A 19,676-nucleotide genomic window follows, 5' to 3' on the forward strand; every position below is an offset into this window, starting at 1 on the left:
AGTTACTGCCAGGGAAATCGCTTTTAGGCTTAAAAACCCTTCGAGGGTTTAGGGATTAATAAAATGAAATTGGAAAATCAGTTAAATATGTTTTAAAGAGACCAACCCTCGAAGGGTTTTCCATTTCCAGATTGTTAAAAGCGATTTCCCTGAGTTACTGCCTCATTTTTTTATAAGCATTGATCAGCCCATTGGTAGATCCATCGTGGGCGGTGATTTCTTCATTGCCACGCAGCTCAGGCAGGATGCCGTTTGCCAAGACTTTGCCTAGCTCTACTCCCCACTGGTCAAAGCTGAAAATATCCCAAATCACTCCCTGTACAAAGATTTTGTGCTCATACATCGCGATCAATGCGCCAAGCGTATAAGGCGTGATTTCCTTTACCAAAATGGAGTTGGTTGGTCTGTTGCCTTCAAAAACCCGGTGCGGAGCTATTTTTTCAATCTCCTCATCGGACTTGCCGGCAGCTTTCATTTCAGTCTTCACCTCTTCCAGAGACTTCCCTTTCATCAAGGCTTCGGTCTGTGCGAAGAAATTGGACAGCAACTTCTGATGATGATCTCCGATAGGATTATGCGATATCGCAGGAGCGATAAAATCACAAGGTATCAAATGCGTGCCCTGATGGATCAACTGGTAGAATGCATGCTGACCATTGGTCCCTGGCTCTCCCCAGATAATCGGTCCTGTAGTATAGTTTACTTTTTCTCCTGAGCGACTTACATATTTACCGTTACTTTCCATATTTCCCTGCTGGAAATAGGCCGCAAACCGGTGCATATATTGATCGTAAGGCAAAATTGCCTCAGAGCTCGCTCCAAGGAAATTGGTGTTCCAGATACCTATCAGTGCGAGAACCACAGGGATATTTCGATCAAACTGCGCATGACGGAAATGCTTATCCATCGCATGGGCACCGGCAAGCAATTTCTCGAAATTGTCGAAACCTATGGTACAGGCTATAGGCAAACCTATCGCTGACCAAAGCGAGTATCTTCCGCCAACCCAATCCCAGAATTCAAACATGTTGTCCGTATCAATGCCAAATTCGGAAACAGACTTGGCATTCGTGGAAAGTGCCACGAAATGCTTTGCAACCGCCGTGTCTATTTTGGCATGCTCCAAAAACCAAGCTCTGGCAGTATGCGCATTGGTCATGGTCTCCTGAGTGGTAAAAGTCTTGGATGCGATAAAGAAAAGCGTGGTCTCAGGATCTACTTTTTTGAGCGTTTCGGCGATATGGGTTCCATCTACATTCGATACGAAAAAGCACTCAATATCCGGATTCTGATAAGGCTTCAATGCTTCCGTCACCATCACAGGACCAAGATCAGATCCTCCTATACCTATATTCACCAGAGATTTGATAGGCTTACCGGTGTAGCCAAGCCATTCTTTGTTCTGGATTTTGTCAGCAAAGGACTTCATCTTTTTCAAGACAGCCGTGACATCTTCTGTAATATTGTCTCCATCCAGAAATGCTGCTTCATCAGCCGGATTTCTCAGTGCAGTATGCAATACCGCTCTTCCTTCTGTTACGTTGATTGGCTTGCCGGAAAACATGTCTTCCACAGCTACATGGAGTTTGCACTCTCGCGCCAGATCAAAAAGTGCATCCAGTATATCCTGATTTAGCCTATTTTTAGAATAATCAACAAGGATATCTTCCAGAGAAAGACTCAACCGATCAAAGCGTTCTCTTTCGTCGAATTGAGAAAGAATAGTCATGTCTTTATGATCTTCGGCAAGTTTCTGTAACCTTGCCCAAGCCGGGGTTGTGGTAGGATTGATTGCGTTCATTGGTTTGTTTGATAGGAATGAGCCACAAAAATAAGGTTTATCTTGAGGGATAAAAGTTAATATGATTATTCACATCCGAGAGTTCTTGGATGATGCCGGCAGACATGGAAGACCGCTACTTCGACTTCGCTCAGCACAAGTGACGGATGACCGAAGTGGACCTTGCCGTCTCTCATGTTTTTTTTTAAAATTCCAACCAGCTAAAAAGCGGATGTACATTTAATTAACCATCATTATATAATGCCCCAGAATGAAAGAGGACAAAAAATTAAATCAATATGAACTAAGGAGATTAATAGTTAAACAGCGAGAGCGATCAAGGAAAAATGAATCAATTGCTTTAACTATTCTTACGGTTGCTTCCCTAATACTAGTAATTCTATGGGGCATACTACGGACTCAATAATTTCAAGCGAAACAAATAGCAAAACCCGCCATCTCTGACGGGTTTTGTGTAGTTAAAAAACCGACACGATAGGCAATGAGATTGCTTCGTGCCTCGCAATGACGTCACCACACCTCAACTTCACTCGTAGCCCGCATCGGTCACCCGGCACTAAACATCCAACTTCTTATTCCTTCAAGAAATCCCTCAATACATAATTCAAAATTCCTCCGTGCTTGTAATAAGCGATTTCAACCTCAGAATCCAATCTGGAAAGAACTTCGATTTTCTTCTCCTGTGATTCAGTTTTCACTAGCACTTCGAATCTCTGAGACGGACTTAAACCTGATTCAATTCCCACAATACTGAATTCTTCTCTGCCTGATAAGCCCAAGCTTTCAGCATTTTGGCCAGGCAAATACTGTAGTGGAAGTACTCCCATTCCCACCAGATTACTCCGGTGAATACGCTCATAGCTCTCAGCCAGCACCGCTTTGATCCCAAGTAGATTGGTTCCCTTTGCGGCCCAATCACGGGAAGATCCCGATCCGTATTCCTTTCCTGCCAATACTACCAAAGGCACATTTGCAGCCTGATATTTCTCAGAAGCTTCAAATACGCTCATTTCTTCATTACCGGGTATATAGGTCGTAAAACCACCTTCCTGTGTACTGAGCTGGTTTTTGATCCGCACGTTGGCAAAGGTCCCCCGCACCATCACCTCATCATTTCCTCTTCTGGAACCGTAGGAATTGAAGTTGGGTCGCTGCACCCCTCTTCCATTCAGGTATTTACCGGCAGGTGTATCCGGTCTGAAAGATCCCGCAGGCGATATATGGTCTGTTGTGATGGAATCGCCGAGTTTCAAAAGAACTCTGGCATTTGTAATATCTTTAGGCTCGGGAACTTCAATAGAAATCCCTTTAAAAAACGGAGCCTCTTTGATATACGTACTGCTCTCATCCCATGGGTAGATCTCCCCTTCACCGGATTGGAGTTCTTTCCAGATGTCATTTCCTTCAAAGATCTCCCCGTAGCTTTTCTGATAGTCGTCCGGAGTAAGGACTTTTCTCGCTACTTCTGCTATTTCCTCATTGGTGGGCCAAATGTCCTTCATATAAACGGGCTCCAGATTCGGATCATAACCCACCGGCTCATTATACAAATCCACATCCACACGCCCCACAAGAGCATAAACTACCACAAGCATCGGTGACATAAGGTAATTCATTTTCACCTGTGGGTGTACCCGCGCTTCAAAATTTCTGTTTCCTGAAAGCACCGAAGCCACTACCAAGTCATTGTCTTCTACCGCCTGAGCGATGTGTCTGGGAAGAGGTCCGGAGTTACCTATACAGGATGTACATCCATAACCTACTGTGTGGAACTTCAAGGCTTCCAGATCTTCCAGCAAATTGGATTTCTCCAAGTAATCTGTCACCACTTTCGAGCCCGGCGCCAAGGAAGTCTTCACCCATGGCTTCACGTCCAGACCACGCTCACGGGCTTTTTTGGCTACCAGTCCCGCCCCGAGCATCACTGAAGGATTGGATGTGTTGGTACAGGAAGTAATTGCTGCTATAACTATAGAACCATCGTACAGTTCAAATTTTTCATTGTGAAGACTTACCGAAACGGTTTTTAAGCCATTTTTAATTCTAGTCTTGATCTCAGTCTCAGCAGGGGCTTTTGCATCAGACTGATCCTCCGTCTGTCCTCCACCTTCTTCCATAAATCTGGAAATTTCCTCCCTTTTGTCAATCGGAATATATTCCCGTCCATGGACAGACTGAAGCAACTGCTCAAACTTAGGCTTGAAATCTCTCACCAAGATCTTGTCCTGAGGGCGCTTCGGCCCCGAAACGGTCGCTTCCACAGTACCCAAATCCAATTCTACCACAGAACTGTACTGGATCAAGTCCTCATCTTTCCTCCATAGCAAGTTTGCTTTGCAATACTCCTCCACGAGTTTGATTTGATCTGTAGAACGGTTGGTTTTTCCCATGTAGTCCAGTGTGCGGTCATCTATTGGAAAATAGGAAACAGTACATCCAAACTCCGGAGACATATTGGAAATCGTAGCGCGGTCAGGCACAGACAAGTGATCCAATCCCGGTCCAAAGACCTCTACAAACTTACCCACTACGCCATGCCTTCTTAGCAGCTCGGTAATAGTCAAAACCATATCAGTAGCAGTAGTGCCTGCGGGCAATTTCCCCGTCAGTTTCAGCCCCACCACCTCCGGCATAATAAAATAAATCGGCTGACCGAGAATCGCTGCTTCCGCTTCAATTCCCCCCACACCCCAGCCAATGACACCGATCCCATTCACCATCGGCGTATGGGAATCCGTACCTACCAGCGTATCGGGAAAAACCGACCCATCGCGTCTGATCACGCCTTGAGCCAAATATTCAAGGTTTACCTGATGGCAAATACCCATTCCCGGAGGAACTACGGAAAAATTATCAAAAGTCTTTTGAGCCCACTTCAAGAATTTATAGCGCTCTGAGTTCCGCTCGTATTCCACTTCCACATTCCTCTGATAGCTATAGTTGGTCCCAAAGTAATCCACCTGCACAGAGTGATCTATCACCAAATCCACGGGAATCAGCGGGTTGATCGCACTTGGATTTTTGCCTTTTCTCTGGGCTTCAGATCTCAACGAAGCTATATCCACTACTGCCGGCACTCCTGTAAAATCCTGCATCAGAACTCTTGCCGGTTTGAACGGCACATCCTTATCTGAGGGTTTTGGAGACCAGCCTATCAATGTTTCCAAATGGTCTTTGGTAATAGCAAAGTCATCGAAATTCCTTAAGGCATTTTCCAATAAGATTCTGATCGAGAAAGGTAAATGCTTTACGGGGTGACCGTTGGCTTCAAGCTTCTCCAAACTCCAATACGTATGGTCGCCGGATGAAGTTTTTAGCGTAGTTTTGATTCGGTATGGGTCTTGACTCATAATTAAATAGGGTCTTTGGTTAAAAAAAGATTCAGGGATATAACTCAAAATCCCTGTTTAGAATTCCATCTTTGCGGATTGATTGGCGAAGTACAGCCACATGCAGAGATATTATTCTGCATTAATTTAACTTAAGAAAATCAAATTCTTATATGGTTTACATTCTACTTCGCCTATTCAGTGCCTTTTTCCTATTTGCCACATTTTTTCCAGTGGTCAAGTTAGACTACTGGTGGGTACGGGTGTTCGATTATCCAAGGCTTCAAAAACTAGTTATCTTGATTGCATTGATTTGCTGCTGGTTATTTGATGTCAGCATAGAAGCTAATCTTGAATCCTATCTCTGGGTTTCCGCCTTGGCAATAGCCTCCATATACCTGATCACCAAAGTATGGCCTTTCACACCGCTAGGGAAAAAGATGATAGACACTGTTCCTTATTCCGATGAAGAAGGGATCCATATCCTTGTAGGAAATGTGTACCAATACAACGATAAATACGGAAAAGCGGTAGCCCTTGCCAAAGCAATTAACCCAGATTTGATATTTTTTGTAGAAACGGACAAAGCCTGGGAAAAGGGCTTATCTGAAATAGAAAAACAATATCCTACCCAAATAAAAATCCCATTGGACAACACCTATGGCCTCCTGCTATATAGCAGAATGGAAATTGTCCGTCAGGAAGTAAATTATCTGGTCGATGATGAAATACCTTCTTTGGAAATAGATGTGAAACTAAGGAATGGGGAAATAATTACTATTTATGCAATTCACCCCACCCCTCCTGTTCCCGGTGAAAACACAGAAAGCACGGAAAGAGATGCAGAAATTTTAATTGTGGGAAAAAAAGCCAAAAACAATCCTAAACCTTCTCTGGTAATAGGCGATCTAAACGATGTAGCATGGAGTTATACTACGGAGTTATTTTTGAAAAACTCAGAAATGGCTGATCCGCGCAGAGGCAGAGGTCTTTTCAATACCTTCCATGCCAAGGTGCCTTTATTCCGATGGCCTTTGGACCATATTTTCCTCAGCAAGCACTTTGGGCTGGCTGCGCTCAAAGTAGAAAAGGACATAGGTTCTGATCATTTCCCTATATCCTTAAAGGCTGTACTCACCAAGAGTGACACTACCGAGACGATGAGAGCCAATGGTGAAGAAAAAAAAGAAGCCCACGAAAAAATAAATCGCGGGCTTAGTGGTATTGAGTGAGATTTATCTTTTTGTGATTATCCTCTTTTCTGCCAGTAAAGAGACTAAAGCATTATAGGATTTAGTCAATAATAGCACTGAGGCCACTTCGGTCTCCCGTCTTCGGTCATCCAACCGCGTGAGCAAAGAAATTTTGGCCACTGGCATCATTGCGAATAATCATATATCTTTTAATTGTTTCCCTTCGCTTCAGCTTTTTTCTTACGTTTGAAGCCTTTGTTGAACGGCCAGGTATATTCCAAAGCATCCATGCCACGGTTCAAGTTATAAGTAGCCGAATCAGCATTTTGAAGTGTACTTCTCAAACTCTCAGCAAATTCAGGGTCGTTCAAAAGCATCCCCACGGAGTTGTCCGTAGAGTTGAATTTCTCTGATACAGCACTGAGCTCTGAGGTCATCTTCTGGGCTTCTGCAGCGGCTGTATTCAAGCTTTCCATAGTCTGCTTCAGATCACTGACCATTGTGGTATCAGTGACCAGATCGTTGAATAAGTTACCTTCCTTATTCAGTTTTGCGGTAAAACTCTGAAGCTCTGAAATCATCCTATTGCTGTTAATGGAAGCTTTATTCAAGTTTTCTACAATAGCCTTAAAGTTCTCGCCAATCAGGGAATCTGTCAAAGCTGCTCCTACCATACCCTCTCCTTCAGCCAATTTGTTTGTGAGGTTCTTTAGATTTCCCGTGATTTCCACGAGATTTTCATTATTCACCTGTAGTGTTTCCATCATCTTATCGGTATCCAAAGGCATTACTGATTCCAGCCTATCCCCATCCTGAACAGGTGGAGCTAAAGTAGTTCCCCCGTATATGACTATAATTTTATTGCCTATTAGTCCGTCGGAGCTGATTGTAGCCTTAGAATCCTTTCTGATAAAGTCTACTACTCCTTTTTCCACGTTCATTTCTATTTCCACCTGTGAATCTCCGTAAAAGTTGATTTTACGTACTGTTCCTATTTTCACACCGGAAAACCAGATGTTGTTTCCGGTCTGGAGTCCTCCGATATCATCGAATACCGCCTTGAGCTGTATCGCTTTCACAAATTTTTTCTGCTGGCCGCCTAGTGTCAATACACCTGCCACCAGGATTGCTATGCCTACGAAGACAAATATGCCTACTATGACTGATCTTTTATTTTCCCCTCTCATGAGTTGATGAAATTATAATCGTAAAATGATTTTATACGTTTGTCTTCTGCGTGAGGAAAAACTTCCTCAAAAGTTCCGACAGCGTCAAACTGTCCGTCCAACAACACTGCCATCCGATCTCCCGTGTCTTTGGCACAGGTCAAGTCGTGTGTAATGACGATGGATGAAGTATTGTACTCTTCCCGTACTTGCTTTATGAGTGTATTGATCTCTCCGCAGGTAATAGGATCCAGTCCTGCCGTAGGTTCATCGTAGAGCATTATCTCAGGCTCCAAAATCAACGTACGCGCAACACCGATTCTTTTCTTCTGGCCTCCAGAAAGCTCAGAAGGCATCTGATTGATAGACTGAGGTAATCCCACGCTATCCAACAAACCTTCTATTTTCATGGTAATTTCCTTTTTGGTGAGATTCTTAACATTTCTCACCAAAGGGAATTCCATGTTCTCCCTGACCGTCATACTATCGTAAAGGGCAGAGTTTTGGAAGGAAAATCCAATTCTCAACCGTAATTCATTCAATTCTCTCGTTCTGAGTGTGGAAACTTCTTTACCCAAAACCTTCATTGATCCGGAGTCTTGCTTCAGAAGCCCAACCATAATTTTGATCAGTACCGACTTCCCTGACCCTGATTTACCCAATACAACCAGATTTTCTCCTTTGTAAAGATCAAGATCTACACCTTTCAATACATCCAAGTCTCCAAAAGATTTCTCCAAACCGCGAATTTCTACAACCTTCTCTTCCATGATTAAAATGCTCTGATTGCGTTAACGATCTGAAGAACCAAAAGCTCCTCGATAAATATCAAGAACATAGCCATAACCACCGCAGCATTTGCCGCCCGTCCTACGCCTTCAGTTCCCTTGGATGAATTGTATCCCTTATAACAGCCTACTATGCCAATAGTAAAGCCAAACAACAGGGCTTTAAGTACTGAGGAAATAATATCCAAGAAACTTATCGCTCCAAAAACCTCTACAAAGAAGGTTACTATACTTACATTCTCATTTGCATTCACACTGAGAAAGGACCCCATCAATGCCACAAAATCCGTGAACATAACCAACACGGGGATCATAAATGTAGTCGCCAAAACCCGGGTAACTACCAAGAATTTGAAAGGATTGGTAGCCGATACTTCCATAGCATCGATCTGCTCGGTCACCTTCATAGAACCTATCTCCGCCCCTATACTGGATCCTACCTTACCTGCTGCTATCAAAGCCGTGACCAAAGGCCCCATGGCTCGAACTACAGCTATAGAGATAAGGGAAGGAAGCCAAGAAGTAGCTCCGAAGTTGGCCAGAGAGGGTCTGGATTGGTTGGTAAAAACGATCCCCACGATGAAGCCCGTCAATGCTATCAACGGCAATGACTCCACGCCAATCCTATAGCACTGATGAATAACTTCTTTAAATTCATACGGCGGCACAAATACTTCTTTGAAGAATCGCCTAACAAAATTCCAAGCGTCTGCCAGTCCCGTAAAAAACTTGTCTATTTTCTTTGAAAGCAGGGGCTTTCTGTCTTCTGCTTTTTCAGTCATACATTCTTTCTGATGGCTCGAAATTAATTAAATTATTCCAAAGGATAGTTCTAATATACTTCAAAGTCCAAGGATTGATCTCAGGTCGGATTCACTTAATGGCTTTTCAAAAATTCCACTGATTCTTTTATGCGCATTCACCCGAAGAATTTCTTCGTCTTCCACTGCTCCCGACTGCAAAACTACGATCGAATTTGGACTCACTTTTTCTACCTCATCTGCAAATTCCCAACCGCTCATTTCCGGCAAATTCAAATCTACCAAAAGCAAATCTACCGATTCATATTTTAGAAATTCCAATGCCCTACCCGGTGTATCGAAGTAAACAAAACCGACACCGGAATCAATTTTCAACAGTCTTTTTTCTACTAGGATTCTTTGGATTTTGTCATCGTCAAGAAGGAGGACTTTTTTGATGCCTGAAGATTTCATGTTGAGAATTTTGAGACTTGAGATCATAAGTAAGCTCTGCTAAGATTGGAAAATTCTGACTCATAAACTCAATTTTCTCCAAACATAACTCAGCTCAGTTCTCTTGGAGATAGGGGTAAATATTGGATACTAACGATAAAATTATTTTTGGATATGTTGGAGTACCCAAATCAGCCTTGGCAGAAGATTTCCATTATAATTACATTTTTTAGATAAGGCTAATCTTTTTAGCCTAACCAAATTACGAGAACACTAAACCATACATAACAACCATTTAATCAGATAATTAAATTAAAAACTATAAAGTAAGACTTACTAACTGTTACCCTGCTTTGATAGAGGAAAGAATGGTTACTGAAAAGGTCCTAATTACGATCACCATAGATTATTCTGCAACTAAAATAGGCTTGTCCCCTCTTAAATGAGATGTGATTTTTAGTTATTTTGCCGTGATTTATTTTTCAATCAAATATGGAAGAGCCAAAAGTCAGGAAGAAATACAGCAATCAATTCATTCGATTTCTTTTGTATATCCGGGATCGATTTGATCTACAAGAGGGAAAAGAAGACGAGCTGGAAACGATAGAGTACATCAGCAAAAATGTGGAATTCAAAGGCGCAAATCTTTGGATTTTAATCTTTGCGATTTTTGTGGCTTCGGTGGGATTGAACGTAAATTCCACCGCAGTGATAATCGGAGCGATGCTCATATCGCCCCTGATGGGTCCCATTATGGGGATCGGGATGGCGGCTGGAATCAATGATTTTGATTTACTGAAACGCTCCTTGAGAAACCTGGGAGTGGCCGTGTTTATAGCCATTCTTACCTCTTCGATTTACTTTTCTTTTACCCCACTTGATGATGCCCAATCGGAGCTCTTGGCCAGAACCGAACCCACCATTTGGGATGTGTTGATTGCGCTCTTCGGAGGACTTGCCGGGATCATCGCGGGTTCCCGAAAAGAGAAGAGCAACGCCATACCCGGAGTAGCTATTGCCACTGCCTTGATGCCTCCCCTATGTACTGCCGGATATGGCTTGGCTACGATGAATATGTACTACTTCTTTGGTGCATTTTATCTCTTCTTCATCAACTCGGTATTCATCTCACTTTCTACTTACCTTATCGTCCGCTTCATGAAATATCCCAAGAAGGAGTTTCTGGATGAAAAGAAAGAAAAGAGGGTACAAACCTACATTACCTTATTTACCATTCTTACGATAGTGCCTAGCGTTTACCTCGCCTATGGTATAGTCATGCGATCCATATGGGAAGAGCAGGCAAAGACATTTGTACAAACAGAAATGATCTATCCCCGCACCCAAGTTCTCTCTACCGAATTGTCTTACAACACTGATCCCCGACTCATCAAGATCAATCTAATCGGGGACCGATTGGCGGATACTGAGATTGAATTACTGGATACACGGGCTGCAGCTGTGCTAGACAACACAAGCCTTCAGATCAATCAAAGCGGGGGCATGGAAACGGATATGAATCTACTCCGATCGGATATTCTAAAAGATTTGTATAACCGAAATGAGCTGCTGATCAAAAACAAGGACGAAAAGATAGCCCTTCTGGAAAATGAAGTGGCAAATTATGGACAGATAAGAGTGCTGGGTAACGAAATAGCCAATGAAGCCAAAATAAACCATCCCGGACTTCAGAAATTCACGCTCAACAGATCAATGGTCAATGATCTTGAAAACAAGACTACTGATACCTTACTGGTAGCCTATGCGAAATTCAGAACTAAACCAAACGCAACAGAAACTGATAAATTGATGCAGTGGCTAAAACTTAGAACCAAATCTGACACCGTTGCGGTAATCCTGTATTAATCACTCCTACTGTATGAAAAAGCTATTCTCCCTGTTGATCATCACGTTATTCGCTACCTCTTATTCTCTTGCACAAAATGAAGGCTATGACGAAACGCTGGCCAAGGAACTTGGGGCGGATGATTATGGAATGAAAAAATACGTCATCGCATTCCTGTACCGGGGAGAGCAGGCCCGTGAATACACTGATGAGCAGAGAAAAGACATACAGGCAGGACATATGGCAAACATCAATCAGTTGGCTAAAGCAGGTCAACTAGTCATGGCCGGCCCATTCTTCGGGAATGAGGATTTGCGGGGTCTATTTATTTTTGCCGTGGAAAATCTGGAAGAAGCTGAAAAACTCACCGCAACGGATCCGGCTGTAAAGGCAGGTGTACTCAGAATGGAGCTGAAAGAATGGTATGGATCGGCAGCCTTGATGCTGATGAAAGATTTACATTCGAAAGTAGCAAAGGTTGAGATCTAGAGACTGATGTTTTTCCCATGATAGTATGAAGTTAGTTCCCGCAGATTCTGCCAGAAAAGGCGCAGATTCCCGCTGATCTTAGTTCAGGATAAAAATTCTTCTTTCATGTGTTTATAATTGATTTTTGTTCGTCACATAGCCTGTCCCGAACTTGATTCGGGAGAATCTCGCATGGCTGATAATCATCCCAGTGTGTGACTTTTGAGTCATGCTCGATTTCATCTACGATTGTGGAGTTAACTTCAGAAGCGTCTTGGCTAGAATAAGGAAAACGCCAATTTATCGGTCAAAAGCTCCAAAGCTCTAATTGCTTTGACGGAATTCCCTTTATCATTCAGCTCAGGACTCCATACAGCTACACTAAACTTATGGGGCATAACAGCAGCCACTCCTCCACCTACGCCACTTTTTCCGGGTAAACCAACCTTAAATGCGAACTCCCCTGCCTCATCATAAAATCCGCAAGTCAACATCAGGGCGTTGACACGTCGGGCATGGCTTTCTGATAAAATCTCCCTATTCGCAAAAATTGAAAAGCCGTCATTTGCCAGAAAAGAGAAGGATTTGGCTAGATCCACACAACTCATTTCCATCGCACAGTGGGAAAAATAAACTTCAAGTACTTCATCTATGGGGTTGCTAAAGTTCTTGAAGGATTTTAGAAAATAGGCTAAGGCTGTGTTGCGCTCCCCATGGTTCATTTCTGAATTCTTAACTTCAGGGTTGATTTGTACGCAGGTCGCTCCAGCCAGCTCATTGATAAAAGCCGATATTTGATCGATAGGATTTTCAAATTTGCTGCACAGTGCATCGGTAATCACCAAAGCCCCAGCATTGATAAAAGGATTTCTAGGAATTCCCTTCTCGTACTCCAGTTGTGCGATAGAGTTGAAAGGATCTCCGCTTGGCTCCACATTCACCCTGGTCCAAAGCTTGGAATTGAACACATTAAAAACCATGGTAAGAGTATAAACCTTGCTGATACTTTGGATAGAAAATGGCACTTGGTGATCTCCTACCCCGTACACATTCCCTTTTAGATCCACCAATGCTATCCCAAATTGGTTTGGGTTTACAGAGGCAATTTCGGGAATGTAAGTGGCTACTTTCCCTTTTAGATTCTCTTCCTGTACCTCTTGGTACACTTCTTCAATCAGTTGCTGATAGTCCATCGCAGAAAATTGTGGAAATTTGGTAGAGATTAAAAGTTTTTTCAAGAATTAATGAATAGACACAGGAATGTATGCCGGTTGATTTATTTATAGGAAGACGGGAGACCGAAGACGGAAGCGCACTTCGGTCTCCCGTCTTCGGTCTTCCAGTGAACCCCAAATTCCCAGACTATTTATCAGTTACCAATTCGATTTTACCGCCCTTTCTAAACAAGTCATGGCCCACGTAATACCCTTTCAAGGTTTTACCGTTGACCTTAATCCCTGTTAAAATTCTACCCCGATTTGGATTGACGATCACCAGATCATTTCCATTGTCCACTTTCCAGTTTACCTCTTCAAATAATGGTACCGTCACCAAGTAATCAGCATCCGCAGGCGAGATGGGATATAAACCTACAGCCGCACATACAAACCACGAGGACATCTCCCCTGCATCGTCCATACCCGATAGGGCTAGGCCTTCCGGACCGATCCCGTAAAGTTCATTCATGATCTTATCCAGAATCGCTTGAGATTTCTCAGGTTTCCCTACATAATAATACGCAAACGGCGCTTCGTGATCAGGCTGATTTCCTTGACAATACTGCCCGATAAATGTAGATATATTTCGGGCGATGTGCTTTGGATTCCACGGCTTGGTAAAAAACTCATCCAGTTTTGCCTCGAATTTATCTGCTCCACCGTACAGCTTTACCAATCCCGGCATATCGTGAGGCACATAAAAAGATACCTGCCAAGCATTGGCTTCGCGAAACATGTATTCGTAATAAGGATATTCTGGATCAAAAGGCGTGATCCAATCGCCGTTTGCCAATCTGCCCCGCATAAAGTTGGCTGAAGGATCGAATACATTTTTATAGTTCTTCGAGCGTTTCATCAAGTCCTTATAGTTTTCCTGATCACCTAACGTATCCGCCAAAACAGCAAGCGAATAATCATCATAAGCATATTCCAATGTTTTGGACACGCCGGCCCTTCCTTTCGTCTCCACATGGGGGTTCTTCACATCCGGGTCTGAGATATAGCCTTTCTCAATGTATTCATCCACAAAAGCTCTTGGACTTTCGCTATTGTAGGCATTATTCAGCAGATAAGCATACGCTTTTCTCACATCGAAATTCCGAATACCTCTTTTATACGAACCTGCGATAAATGGCGCGCCATGATCTCCATGGAAAAATGTCGGCACAAATCCCGTGATCTCAGCTCTACTGATCAGGGAAGAAATCACATCTCCGGTCACTTCAGGGGAAAGAATACTCAAGAGCACCAGTTTATTTCTATAGGTATCCCATAGTGATGGGATCGTATAATACTTGAAGTTTTGACGCTGGGTCTTTCCGGCCTCATCGGTAAACTCCCCATTCACATCGCTGCGCAAAGCAGGCCAAAGGAAAGTTCTGTACATTGAGGTATAAAACATTTCCTTATCCCTTTTAGAATCGCTTTTCACAGAAATCTTCGAAAGCAATTTATTCCATTCCGATACAGCCGACTGCCGGATTTCCTCAAAAGACACTCCAGAAGACTCCCTCTGCAGATTATCTTCAGCATTGGCAATGCTTACATAGGAAATCCCAATTTTCATTGTCACAGGTCCCGGATCCTGATCAGAAAGAGAAAGAATCGCATATCCGTCTTTCTCTCCTTTGTTTTCCAACTTCAAATCGGTCACCTCATGACTCAACTCCGCATAAAAATGGACCTTGTCCCTTCCCACCTGCTGGAATCCACTTACAGAGTTCTTACTTACATTTTCGATCACCCAATCCGAGACATCATTATTTGCCTTTCCCAAGCCAAATAAGATTCTTCGTCCCGTTGGATTGTCATAGTTATACTCATGGATTCCTGTTCTCAAGGTCGAAGTCAACTTCACCTTCACCTTATACTGCTCCAAGTACACGTCGTAGTATCCTGGGGAAGCATTTTCCTTGGTATGGGAAAAAGAAGATTGGAAGGGAGCTGTGGCTCCTGCCGAGATTGGAAGCACAGGAAGATTACATAGATTCCAGTGTCCTTTATTCGTATGGGCAAAACCCAGAATTGCCGTATCCTCATATTCATAGCCAGCTCCCGACCCCCATTTAGTGATCGGGCTCAGCTGTACCATAGCATTTGGCAATGCACTCCCCGGAAAAGTCAAGCCCGCCCAAACCCGCCAATCTTGAGGAGGAGTATAACCTATCACCAAGGGATCTGTCAAAGGTGCAGTTCCGATAAACGGATTTACCAGATCGACCGGATTTTCTTGGGAAAAGGAATTATGAAATGAGAATGCGAATAGAAGAAGGAAAAAGAATCTCAGAATCAATTTCATATGATTATAATTTGTTTTTTAAAGGCCACCCCGAATAGTCGGGGCAGGCTATGGAATCTCGCATGCATTAAATCATCCCTCCGTGTGTTCCTGTAGGTACGGGATCATGCCTGTCTGCCTCAGGCAGGCTCGATTTCATAAGGTATGGGACTTGATAGTTAAAATACTCACCATTCCGATGAATGGTGAACAGCAAAATGTAATTGCAATGCTAACCAAAGTATTCCCTTGTTCAAATGGGAAAATGATTAATGGATCCTTTATTTGACAATGAAAAATCATCTCCCCCGCATTAACACCCTATAATTCAGGCAAACTTCACAGGCAGATAACCTTACTCCAAAATTTTATTTGTACTTTTGCGCCTTCAATCAGGCAAACAATGCAGAATATTCGGAATATCGCGATTATCGCACACGTTGACCACGGCAAAACTACACTCGTGGACAAAATCATTCACGCTTCTCAGATTTTCAGAGAGAACCAGCAGTTTCAGGATTTGATCCTTGACAACAATGACCTGGAACGTGAAAGAGGAATCACCATTCTTTCAAAGAACGTATCCGTTCGCTACAAAGACGCTAAAATCAACATTATCGATACCCCTGGTCACGCCGATTTCGGTGGTGAAGTAGAGCGTGTATTGAAAATGGCTGATGGCGTAATCCTTTTGGTGGATGCTTTCGAAGGCCCTATGCCCCAGACCCGATTTGTATTGGGCAAAGCGTTGGATCTAGGTTTGACTCCTATCGTAGTAGTAAACAAGGTAGATAAAGAAAACTGTCGTCCTGACGAAGTACAAGAGTCAGTTTTTGAATTGATGTTCAACTTGGACGCTACCGAAGAGCAGCTGGAATTCCAGACGCTTTACGGATCAGCTAAGAATAACTGGATGGGTCCTGATTGGAAAAACCCTACAGATACAATCTTCCCTCTTTTGGATGCAATATTGGAACATATCCCTGCTCCAAAAATCGACGAAGGTACACTTCAGATGCAGATCACCTCTCTGGATTATTCCAGCTTTGTGGGTAGAATTGCTATCGGACGTGTGAAGAGAGGAACTATCAAGGAGAATCAGCAAATCGCATTGATGAAAGCTGACGGTTCTATCAAAAAGATGAAAGTAAAAGAACTTCATACGTTTGAAGGTCTTGGTAAACTTAGAGTAACTGAAGTAGGTGCGGGAGATATCTGCGCGGTAACAGGAATCGAAGATTTTGAGATCGGTGATACCATCGCAGATGTGGACAATCCGGAAGCACTTCCGAGAATCTCTATCGATGAGCCTACGATGAACATGCTCTTCACCATCAACAACTCTCCTTTCTTCGGTAAAGAAGGAAAATTTGTGACTTCGCGTCACTTGAGAGATCGTTTGATGAAAGAGACCGAGAAAAACTTGGCACTTCGTGTAGAATCCACTGATTCTGAAGATAAATTCCTTGTCTATGGTCGTGGTATCCTCCACTTGTCAGTATTGATCGAGACAATGAGAAGAGAAGGTTATGAGCTTCAGGTAGGTCAGCCTCAGGTGATCTTCAAAGAAATCGATGGAGTGAAGTGCGAGCCTATCGAGACATTGGTAGTGGATGTACCTCAGGAAACTGCCGGAAAGGTAATCGAACTGGCTACTCAGCGTAAAGGTGAGTTGGTAATCATGGAGCCAAAAGGTGACCTTCAGCACTTGGAGTTCAACATACCTTCCAGAGGCTTGATCGGTTTGAGAAACAACATGCTTACAGCTACACAGGGTGAAGCCATCATGAACCATAGATTTACTTCCTATGAGCCATTTAAGGGCGTTATCCCAGGCCGTACGAACGGTTCGTTGATCTCTATGGAAGGCGGACAGTGTACTGCTTATGCCATCGACAAGCTACAGGATCGAGGTACATTCTTCGTAGATCCGGGAGATGATCTATATGCAGGTCAGGTAATCGGTGAAAATTCCCGTGACAATGATATCGTGGTGAACGTGCAGAAAGGCAAAAAATTAACCAACATGCGTGCTTCCGGTTCCGATGACAACGTAAGAATCGTACCTGCCAAGAAGTTCTCTTTGGAAGAGTCTATGGAATACATCCAAAAAGATGAGTACCTAGAGATCACTCCAAAGTCTATCCGAATGAGAAAAATCTATTTGGACGAAGGTGAAAGAACCAGAATGGCGAAGAAAGACGCTTAATTAGATTGTAGAACCAATAGGCCGAGATTAAAGAGCCAAGATTCTAGAGTCAGGATATATGGAATCCCTCAGATGAAAGTCTGGGGGATTTTTTTTTAGTTATTTGGTAAATTATTCCTTTCACCTTAAGAACCTTCGTTTTTACATTCACGTAATCAAACTAACTTCTCATTTAATATCACGCATAATGAAATATCTACTAGTAGTAGCTTCACTCCTATTTTTAACTTTAGAATCCTCAGTACTAGCCCAATCAAAAAATGATGTGTTATTCTTTGCCGAAGGTTCCAAAGAAGTACAGGTTAAGGAAGTTGGCGCCAACTTGATTAAATACACCTATCCTGAAGAAAGCACGGTTTACTCAGTAAGTAAACATAAGGTCAACAAAATTGTATTTGCAAGCGGACGTGAAGAGTCATTTGAAAGTCCATTTCATCCTGTCAAAGGATTGGAAGATGCAGATAAAGTATACATAACCTATGTTCCCCAAGAAGTAGAAGGACTTGAGGTTAAGGGAGAACTTTTCAGTAAGGCTACAGGTGTCACAGTTTTTTCAAGTATGCATAATGTGAAAAATCGGTCGTTGGACAAAATGAAGGCGGAAGCTTCCATGTTAGGTGCAAACGTGGTGTTGATATCTGATGCACAGTCACGTGGTAATTATTACGGAAACGAATATACACCAAGCCAGTCCACTCAAACTGTTCTTTTCGGCCAAGCGTTTAGTTCCACGCCGATGAACCTAAATGAAATTCAAGAAAAACTGCAAGGATCTGAATATGTATTGTATCAGACATTTACGCTGAACAGAAATGATTTCAGTCCTAAAATGGAAATGTCATTGGAATACGATAAGAGCCGATTACCTATTACAAACCAAATTGAAAATTTGGTAAAAAGGGATGGAAAGCTTTATGTATCTACTTCAGGCATCCGATCAAAAACCAATGAATTGGAAGTGGTCAGTCTCCGCGATGGCATATTGACGCTTTTGGAAAGGCATAAAAACACCGTTTACAACTACATACTGCAGACTCAAGAAAGTGAATTTATGCAAAGCATCAAACCCATAATGAGCAAAAATTAGAATGCTCTGAATATCCTACTAAGAAAAACTTACTACCACAGATCATGGACCTCAGCACGAATATATTTATCGTATATTTTCTTAACCTCAAACATCTGACTACTGGTCAAATCGGGTAATTTCCCGGCTTCTACATTTGCCTCCAGTTGGGATAATTTGGAAGCGCCGGGAATCACCACACTTACCTCCTGATACATAAGGATCCAGCGAAGCGCTATCGCAGCCAAGGAGCCGTCGCCTTTGAAAAGTTCTCTTAATTCTTCCACCGCGGGAAATGCTTTTTCCAGAGGAACTCCCGCAAAGGTTTCTCCCTTATCAAAAGCCTTTCCCTCCCGGTTGAAATACCGATGATCATCTTTGGAAAAAGTAGTGTCCTCTGTAATCTTCCCGGAGAGTAAACCACTTGCCAGAGGTACTCTAATTATTAACCCTACATTTTTTGCAGCCGCTATACTCAGTAGCTCTTCGGCAGGTTTTTGCCTAAACATATTGAAAATCACCTGAACACTGGAAACAACCTCATATTCCATAGCCAGTTTGGCTTCTTCCACCTTCTCCACGCTCACTCCCATGGCAGCTATTTTACCTTCCGACTTCAGCTTTTCAAATAAGGTGAATATTTCGTCTCGCTTGTAAACAGGTGTAGGAGGACAGTGTAGCTGAATCAAATCCAATCTATTCAACCCTGTATTGCGCAAGCTATCCTCTACGTGTCGACGCAGTTTCTCTATAGTATAAGTTTCATGAATATGAGGCTGGATTCTTCTGCCGCACTTAGTCGCCACGTAAATTTTCTCGGATCTTTGCCGTACTACTTCCCCCACTGCTGCTTCACTTAGCCCCGCATCGTAGACGTCAGCAGTATCCACGAAATTCACCCCTTTGTCAAAAGCAGCATGGAGAATCTCCTCAGCCACTTTAAGATTAAAAGGAGATCCCCAACCTCCCCCTACCTGCCAGGTGCCAAGACCAATTTCAGAAATTTTCCAACCGGTTTTTCCTAAAGTTCTGTAATTCATACTGATACTGATTTATGTTCAATTAAGAAGAATAATGGATTAGTAGGATGGCTAAAAATCGCCCGATTATCTAAAAGTAATT

General features: G+C 42.9%; 14 protein-coding genes. 5 read left to right on the forward strand and 9 right to left on the reverse strand.

The window, feature by feature from the left end:
* Positions 1–154: 154 nt before the first annotated feature.
* The gene (gene pgi / locus J2X69_RS21995; RefSeq protein WP_310108185.1) at positions 155–1,801 is read right to left on the reverse strand and encodes a glucose-6-phosphate isomerase; all 1,647 of its coding nucleotides are present in this window, start codon (positions 1,799–1,801) and stop codon (positions 155–157) included.
* Between the two features lie 572 nt (positions 1,802–2,373).
* The gene (gene acnA, locus J2X69_RS22000) at positions 2,374–5,151 is read right to left on the reverse strand and encodes an aconitate hydratase AcnA (RefSeq protein ID WP_310108187.1); all 2,778 of its coding nucleotides are present in this window, start codon (positions 5,149–5,151) and stop codon (positions 2,374–2,376) included.
* Positions 5,152–5,303: 152 nt separating this feature from the next.
* On the opposite strand from acnA, the gene J2X69_RS22005 reads away from it, so the two are divergent.
* Entirely contained in the window at positions 5,304–6,362 is a 1,059-nt protein-coding gene (locus J2X69_RS22005) for an endonuclease/exonuclease/phosphatase family protein (RefSeq protein ID WP_310108189.1), read from the forward strand.
* A 170-nt stretch (positions 6,363–6,532) separates the two neighbouring features.
* Here J2X69_RS22005 and J2X69_RS22010 read toward each other — a convergent pair whose 3' ends face one another.
* The 4 genes from J2X69_RS22010 to J2X69_RS22025 are packed head-to-tail and all read right to left on the reverse strand — an operon-like array spanning position 6,533 to position 9,491.
* Positions 6,533–7,510, reverse strand: a complete 978-nt coding sequence (locus tag J2X69_RS22010; protein ID WP_310108191.1) for an MlaD family protein — start codon at positions 7,508–7,510, stop codon at positions 6,533–6,535.
* Entirely contained in the window at positions 7,507–8,259 is a 753-nt protein-coding gene (locus J2X69_RS22015) for an ATP-binding cassette domain-containing protein (protein ID WP_310108193.1), read from the reverse strand. Before J2X69_RS22015 ends, J2X69_RS22010 begins: the two co-directional genes overlap by 4 nt.
* A gap of 2 nt (positions 8,260–8,261) precedes the next feature.
* Positions 8,262–9,059, reverse strand: a complete 798-nt coding sequence (locus tag J2X69_RS22020; protein ID WP_192348920.1) for an ABC transporter permease — start codon at positions 9,057–9,059, stop codon at positions 8,262–8,264.
* Positions 9,060–9,119: 60 nt separating this feature from the next.
* Positions 9,120–9,491: a response regulator gene (locus J2X69_RS22025; RefSeq protein ID WP_310108196.1), complete on the reverse strand. Its 372-nt coding sequence runs from the start codon at positions 9,489–9,491 to the stop codon at positions 9,120–9,122.
* 471 nt (positions 9,492–9,962) lie between these two features.
* Between J2X69_RS22025 and J2X69_RS22030 the strand changes: the two genes are divergently transcribed.
* A complete protein-coding gene (locus tag J2X69_RS22030; RefSeq protein WP_310108198.1) occupies positions 9,963–11,336 on the forward strand; it encodes a TIGR00341 family protein in 1,374 nt (457 codons plus the stop codon).
* A 13-nt stretch (positions 11,337–11,349) separates the two neighbouring features.
* Complete coding sequence (locus tag J2X69_RS22035; protein ID WP_310108200.1) at positions 11,350–11,805, forward strand: YciI family protein; 456 nt, start codon at positions 11,350–11,352, stop codon at positions 11,803–11,805.
* 257 nt (positions 11,806–12,062) lie between these two features.
* Here J2X69_RS22035 and J2X69_RS22040 read toward each other — a convergent pair whose 3' ends face one another.
* Positions 12,063–12,977: a glutaminase gene (locus J2X69_RS22040; protein ID WP_310108240.1), complete on the reverse strand. Its 915-nt coding sequence runs from the start codon at positions 12,975–12,977 to the stop codon at positions 12,063–12,065.
* 169 nt (positions 12,978–13,146) lie between these two features.
* On the reverse strand, positions 13,147–15,300 hold the full coding sequence (locus J2X69_RS22045; RefSeq protein WP_310108201.1) for a GH92 family glycosyl hydrolase: 2,154 nt from the start codon (positions 15,298–15,300) through the stop codon (positions 13,147–13,149).
* Between the two features lie 382 nt (positions 15,301–15,682).
* On the opposite strand from J2X69_RS22045, the gene typA reads away from it, so the two are divergent.
* Together typA and J2X69_RS22055 are read left to right on the forward strand one after the other, a co-directional pair.
* Entirely contained in the window at positions 15,683–17,488 is a 1,806-nt protein-coding gene (gene typA, locus J2X69_RS22050; protein ID WP_310108203.1) for a translational GTPase TypA, read from the forward strand.
* Between the two features lie 187 nt (positions 17,489–17,675).
* Positions 17,676–18,575, forward strand: a complete 900-nt coding sequence (locus tag J2X69_RS22055; protein WP_310108205.1) for a hypothetical protein — start codon at positions 17,676–17,678, stop codon at positions 18,573–18,575.
* A gap of 32 nt (positions 18,576–18,607) precedes the next feature.
* On the opposite strand, the gene J2X69_RS22060 is transcribed toward J2X69_RS22055, so the two are convergent.
* Entirely contained in the window at positions 18,608–19,594 is a 987-nt protein-coding gene (locus J2X69_RS22060; RefSeq protein WP_310108207.1) for an aldo/keto reductase, read from the reverse strand.
* Positions 19,595–19,676: the final 82 nt, after the last annotated feature.

Source organism: Algoriphagus sp. 4150 (assembly GCF_031457395.1).
Taxonomy (GTDB): domain Bacteria; phylum Bacteroidota; class Bacteroidia; order Cytophagales; family Cyclobacteriaceae; genus Algoriphagus.

Bases quoted from the DNA above. Each gene is read 5' to 3' on its own strand.
- pgi (WP_310108185.1), bottom strand. From the start codon at position 1,801: ATGAACGCAATCAATCCTACCACAACCCCGGCTTGGGCAAGGTTACAG.
- acnA (WP_310108187.1), bottom strand. From the start codon at position 5,151: ATGAGTCAAGACCCATACCGAATCAAAACTACGCTAAAAACTTCATCC.
- J2X69_RS22005 (WP_310108189.1), top strand. From the start codon at position 5,304: ATGGTTTACATTCTACTTCGCCTATTCAGTGCCTTTTTCCTATTTGCC.
- J2X69_RS22010 (WP_310108191.1), bottom strand. From the start codon at position 7,510: ATGAGAGGGGAAAATAAAAGATCAGTCATAGTAGGCATATTTGTCTTC.
- J2X69_RS22015 (WP_310108193.1), bottom strand. From the start codon at position 8,259: ATGGAAGAGAAGGTTGTAGAAATTCGCGGTTTGGAGAAATCTTTTGGA.
- J2X69_RS22020 (WP_192348920.1), bottom strand. From the start codon at position 9,059: ATGACTGAAAAAGCAGAAGACAGAAAGCCCCTGCTTTCAAAGAAAATA.
- J2X69_RS22025 (WP_310108196.1), bottom strand. From the start codon at position 9,491: ATGAAATCTTCAGGCATCAAAAAAGTCCTCCTTCTTGACGATGACAAA.
- J2X69_RS22030 (WP_310108198.1), top strand. From the start codon at position 9,963: ATGGAAGAGCCAAAAGTCAGGAAGAAATACAGCAATCAATTCATTCGA.
- J2X69_RS22035 (WP_310108200.1), top strand. From the start codon at position 11,350: ATGAAAAAGCTATTCTCCCTGTTGATCATCACGTTATTCGCTACCTCT.
- J2X69_RS22040 (WP_310108240.1), bottom strand. From the start codon at position 12,977: ATGGACTATCAGCAACTGATTGAAGAAGTGTACCAAGAGGTACAGGAA.
- J2X69_RS22045 (WP_310108201.1), bottom strand. From the start codon at position 15,300: ATGAAATTGATTCTGAGATTCTTTTTCCTTCTTCTATTCGCATTCTCA.
- typA (WP_310108203.1), top strand. From the start codon at position 15,683: ATGCAGAATATTCGGAATATCGCGATTATCGCACACGTTGACCACGGC.
- J2X69_RS22055 (WP_310108205.1), top strand. From the start codon at position 17,676: ATGAAATATCTACTAGTAGTAGCTTCACTCCTATTTTTAACTTTAGAA.
- J2X69_RS22060 (WP_310108207.1), bottom strand. From the start codon at position 19,594: ATGAATTACAGAACTTTAGGAAAAACCGGTTGGAAAATTTCTGAAATT.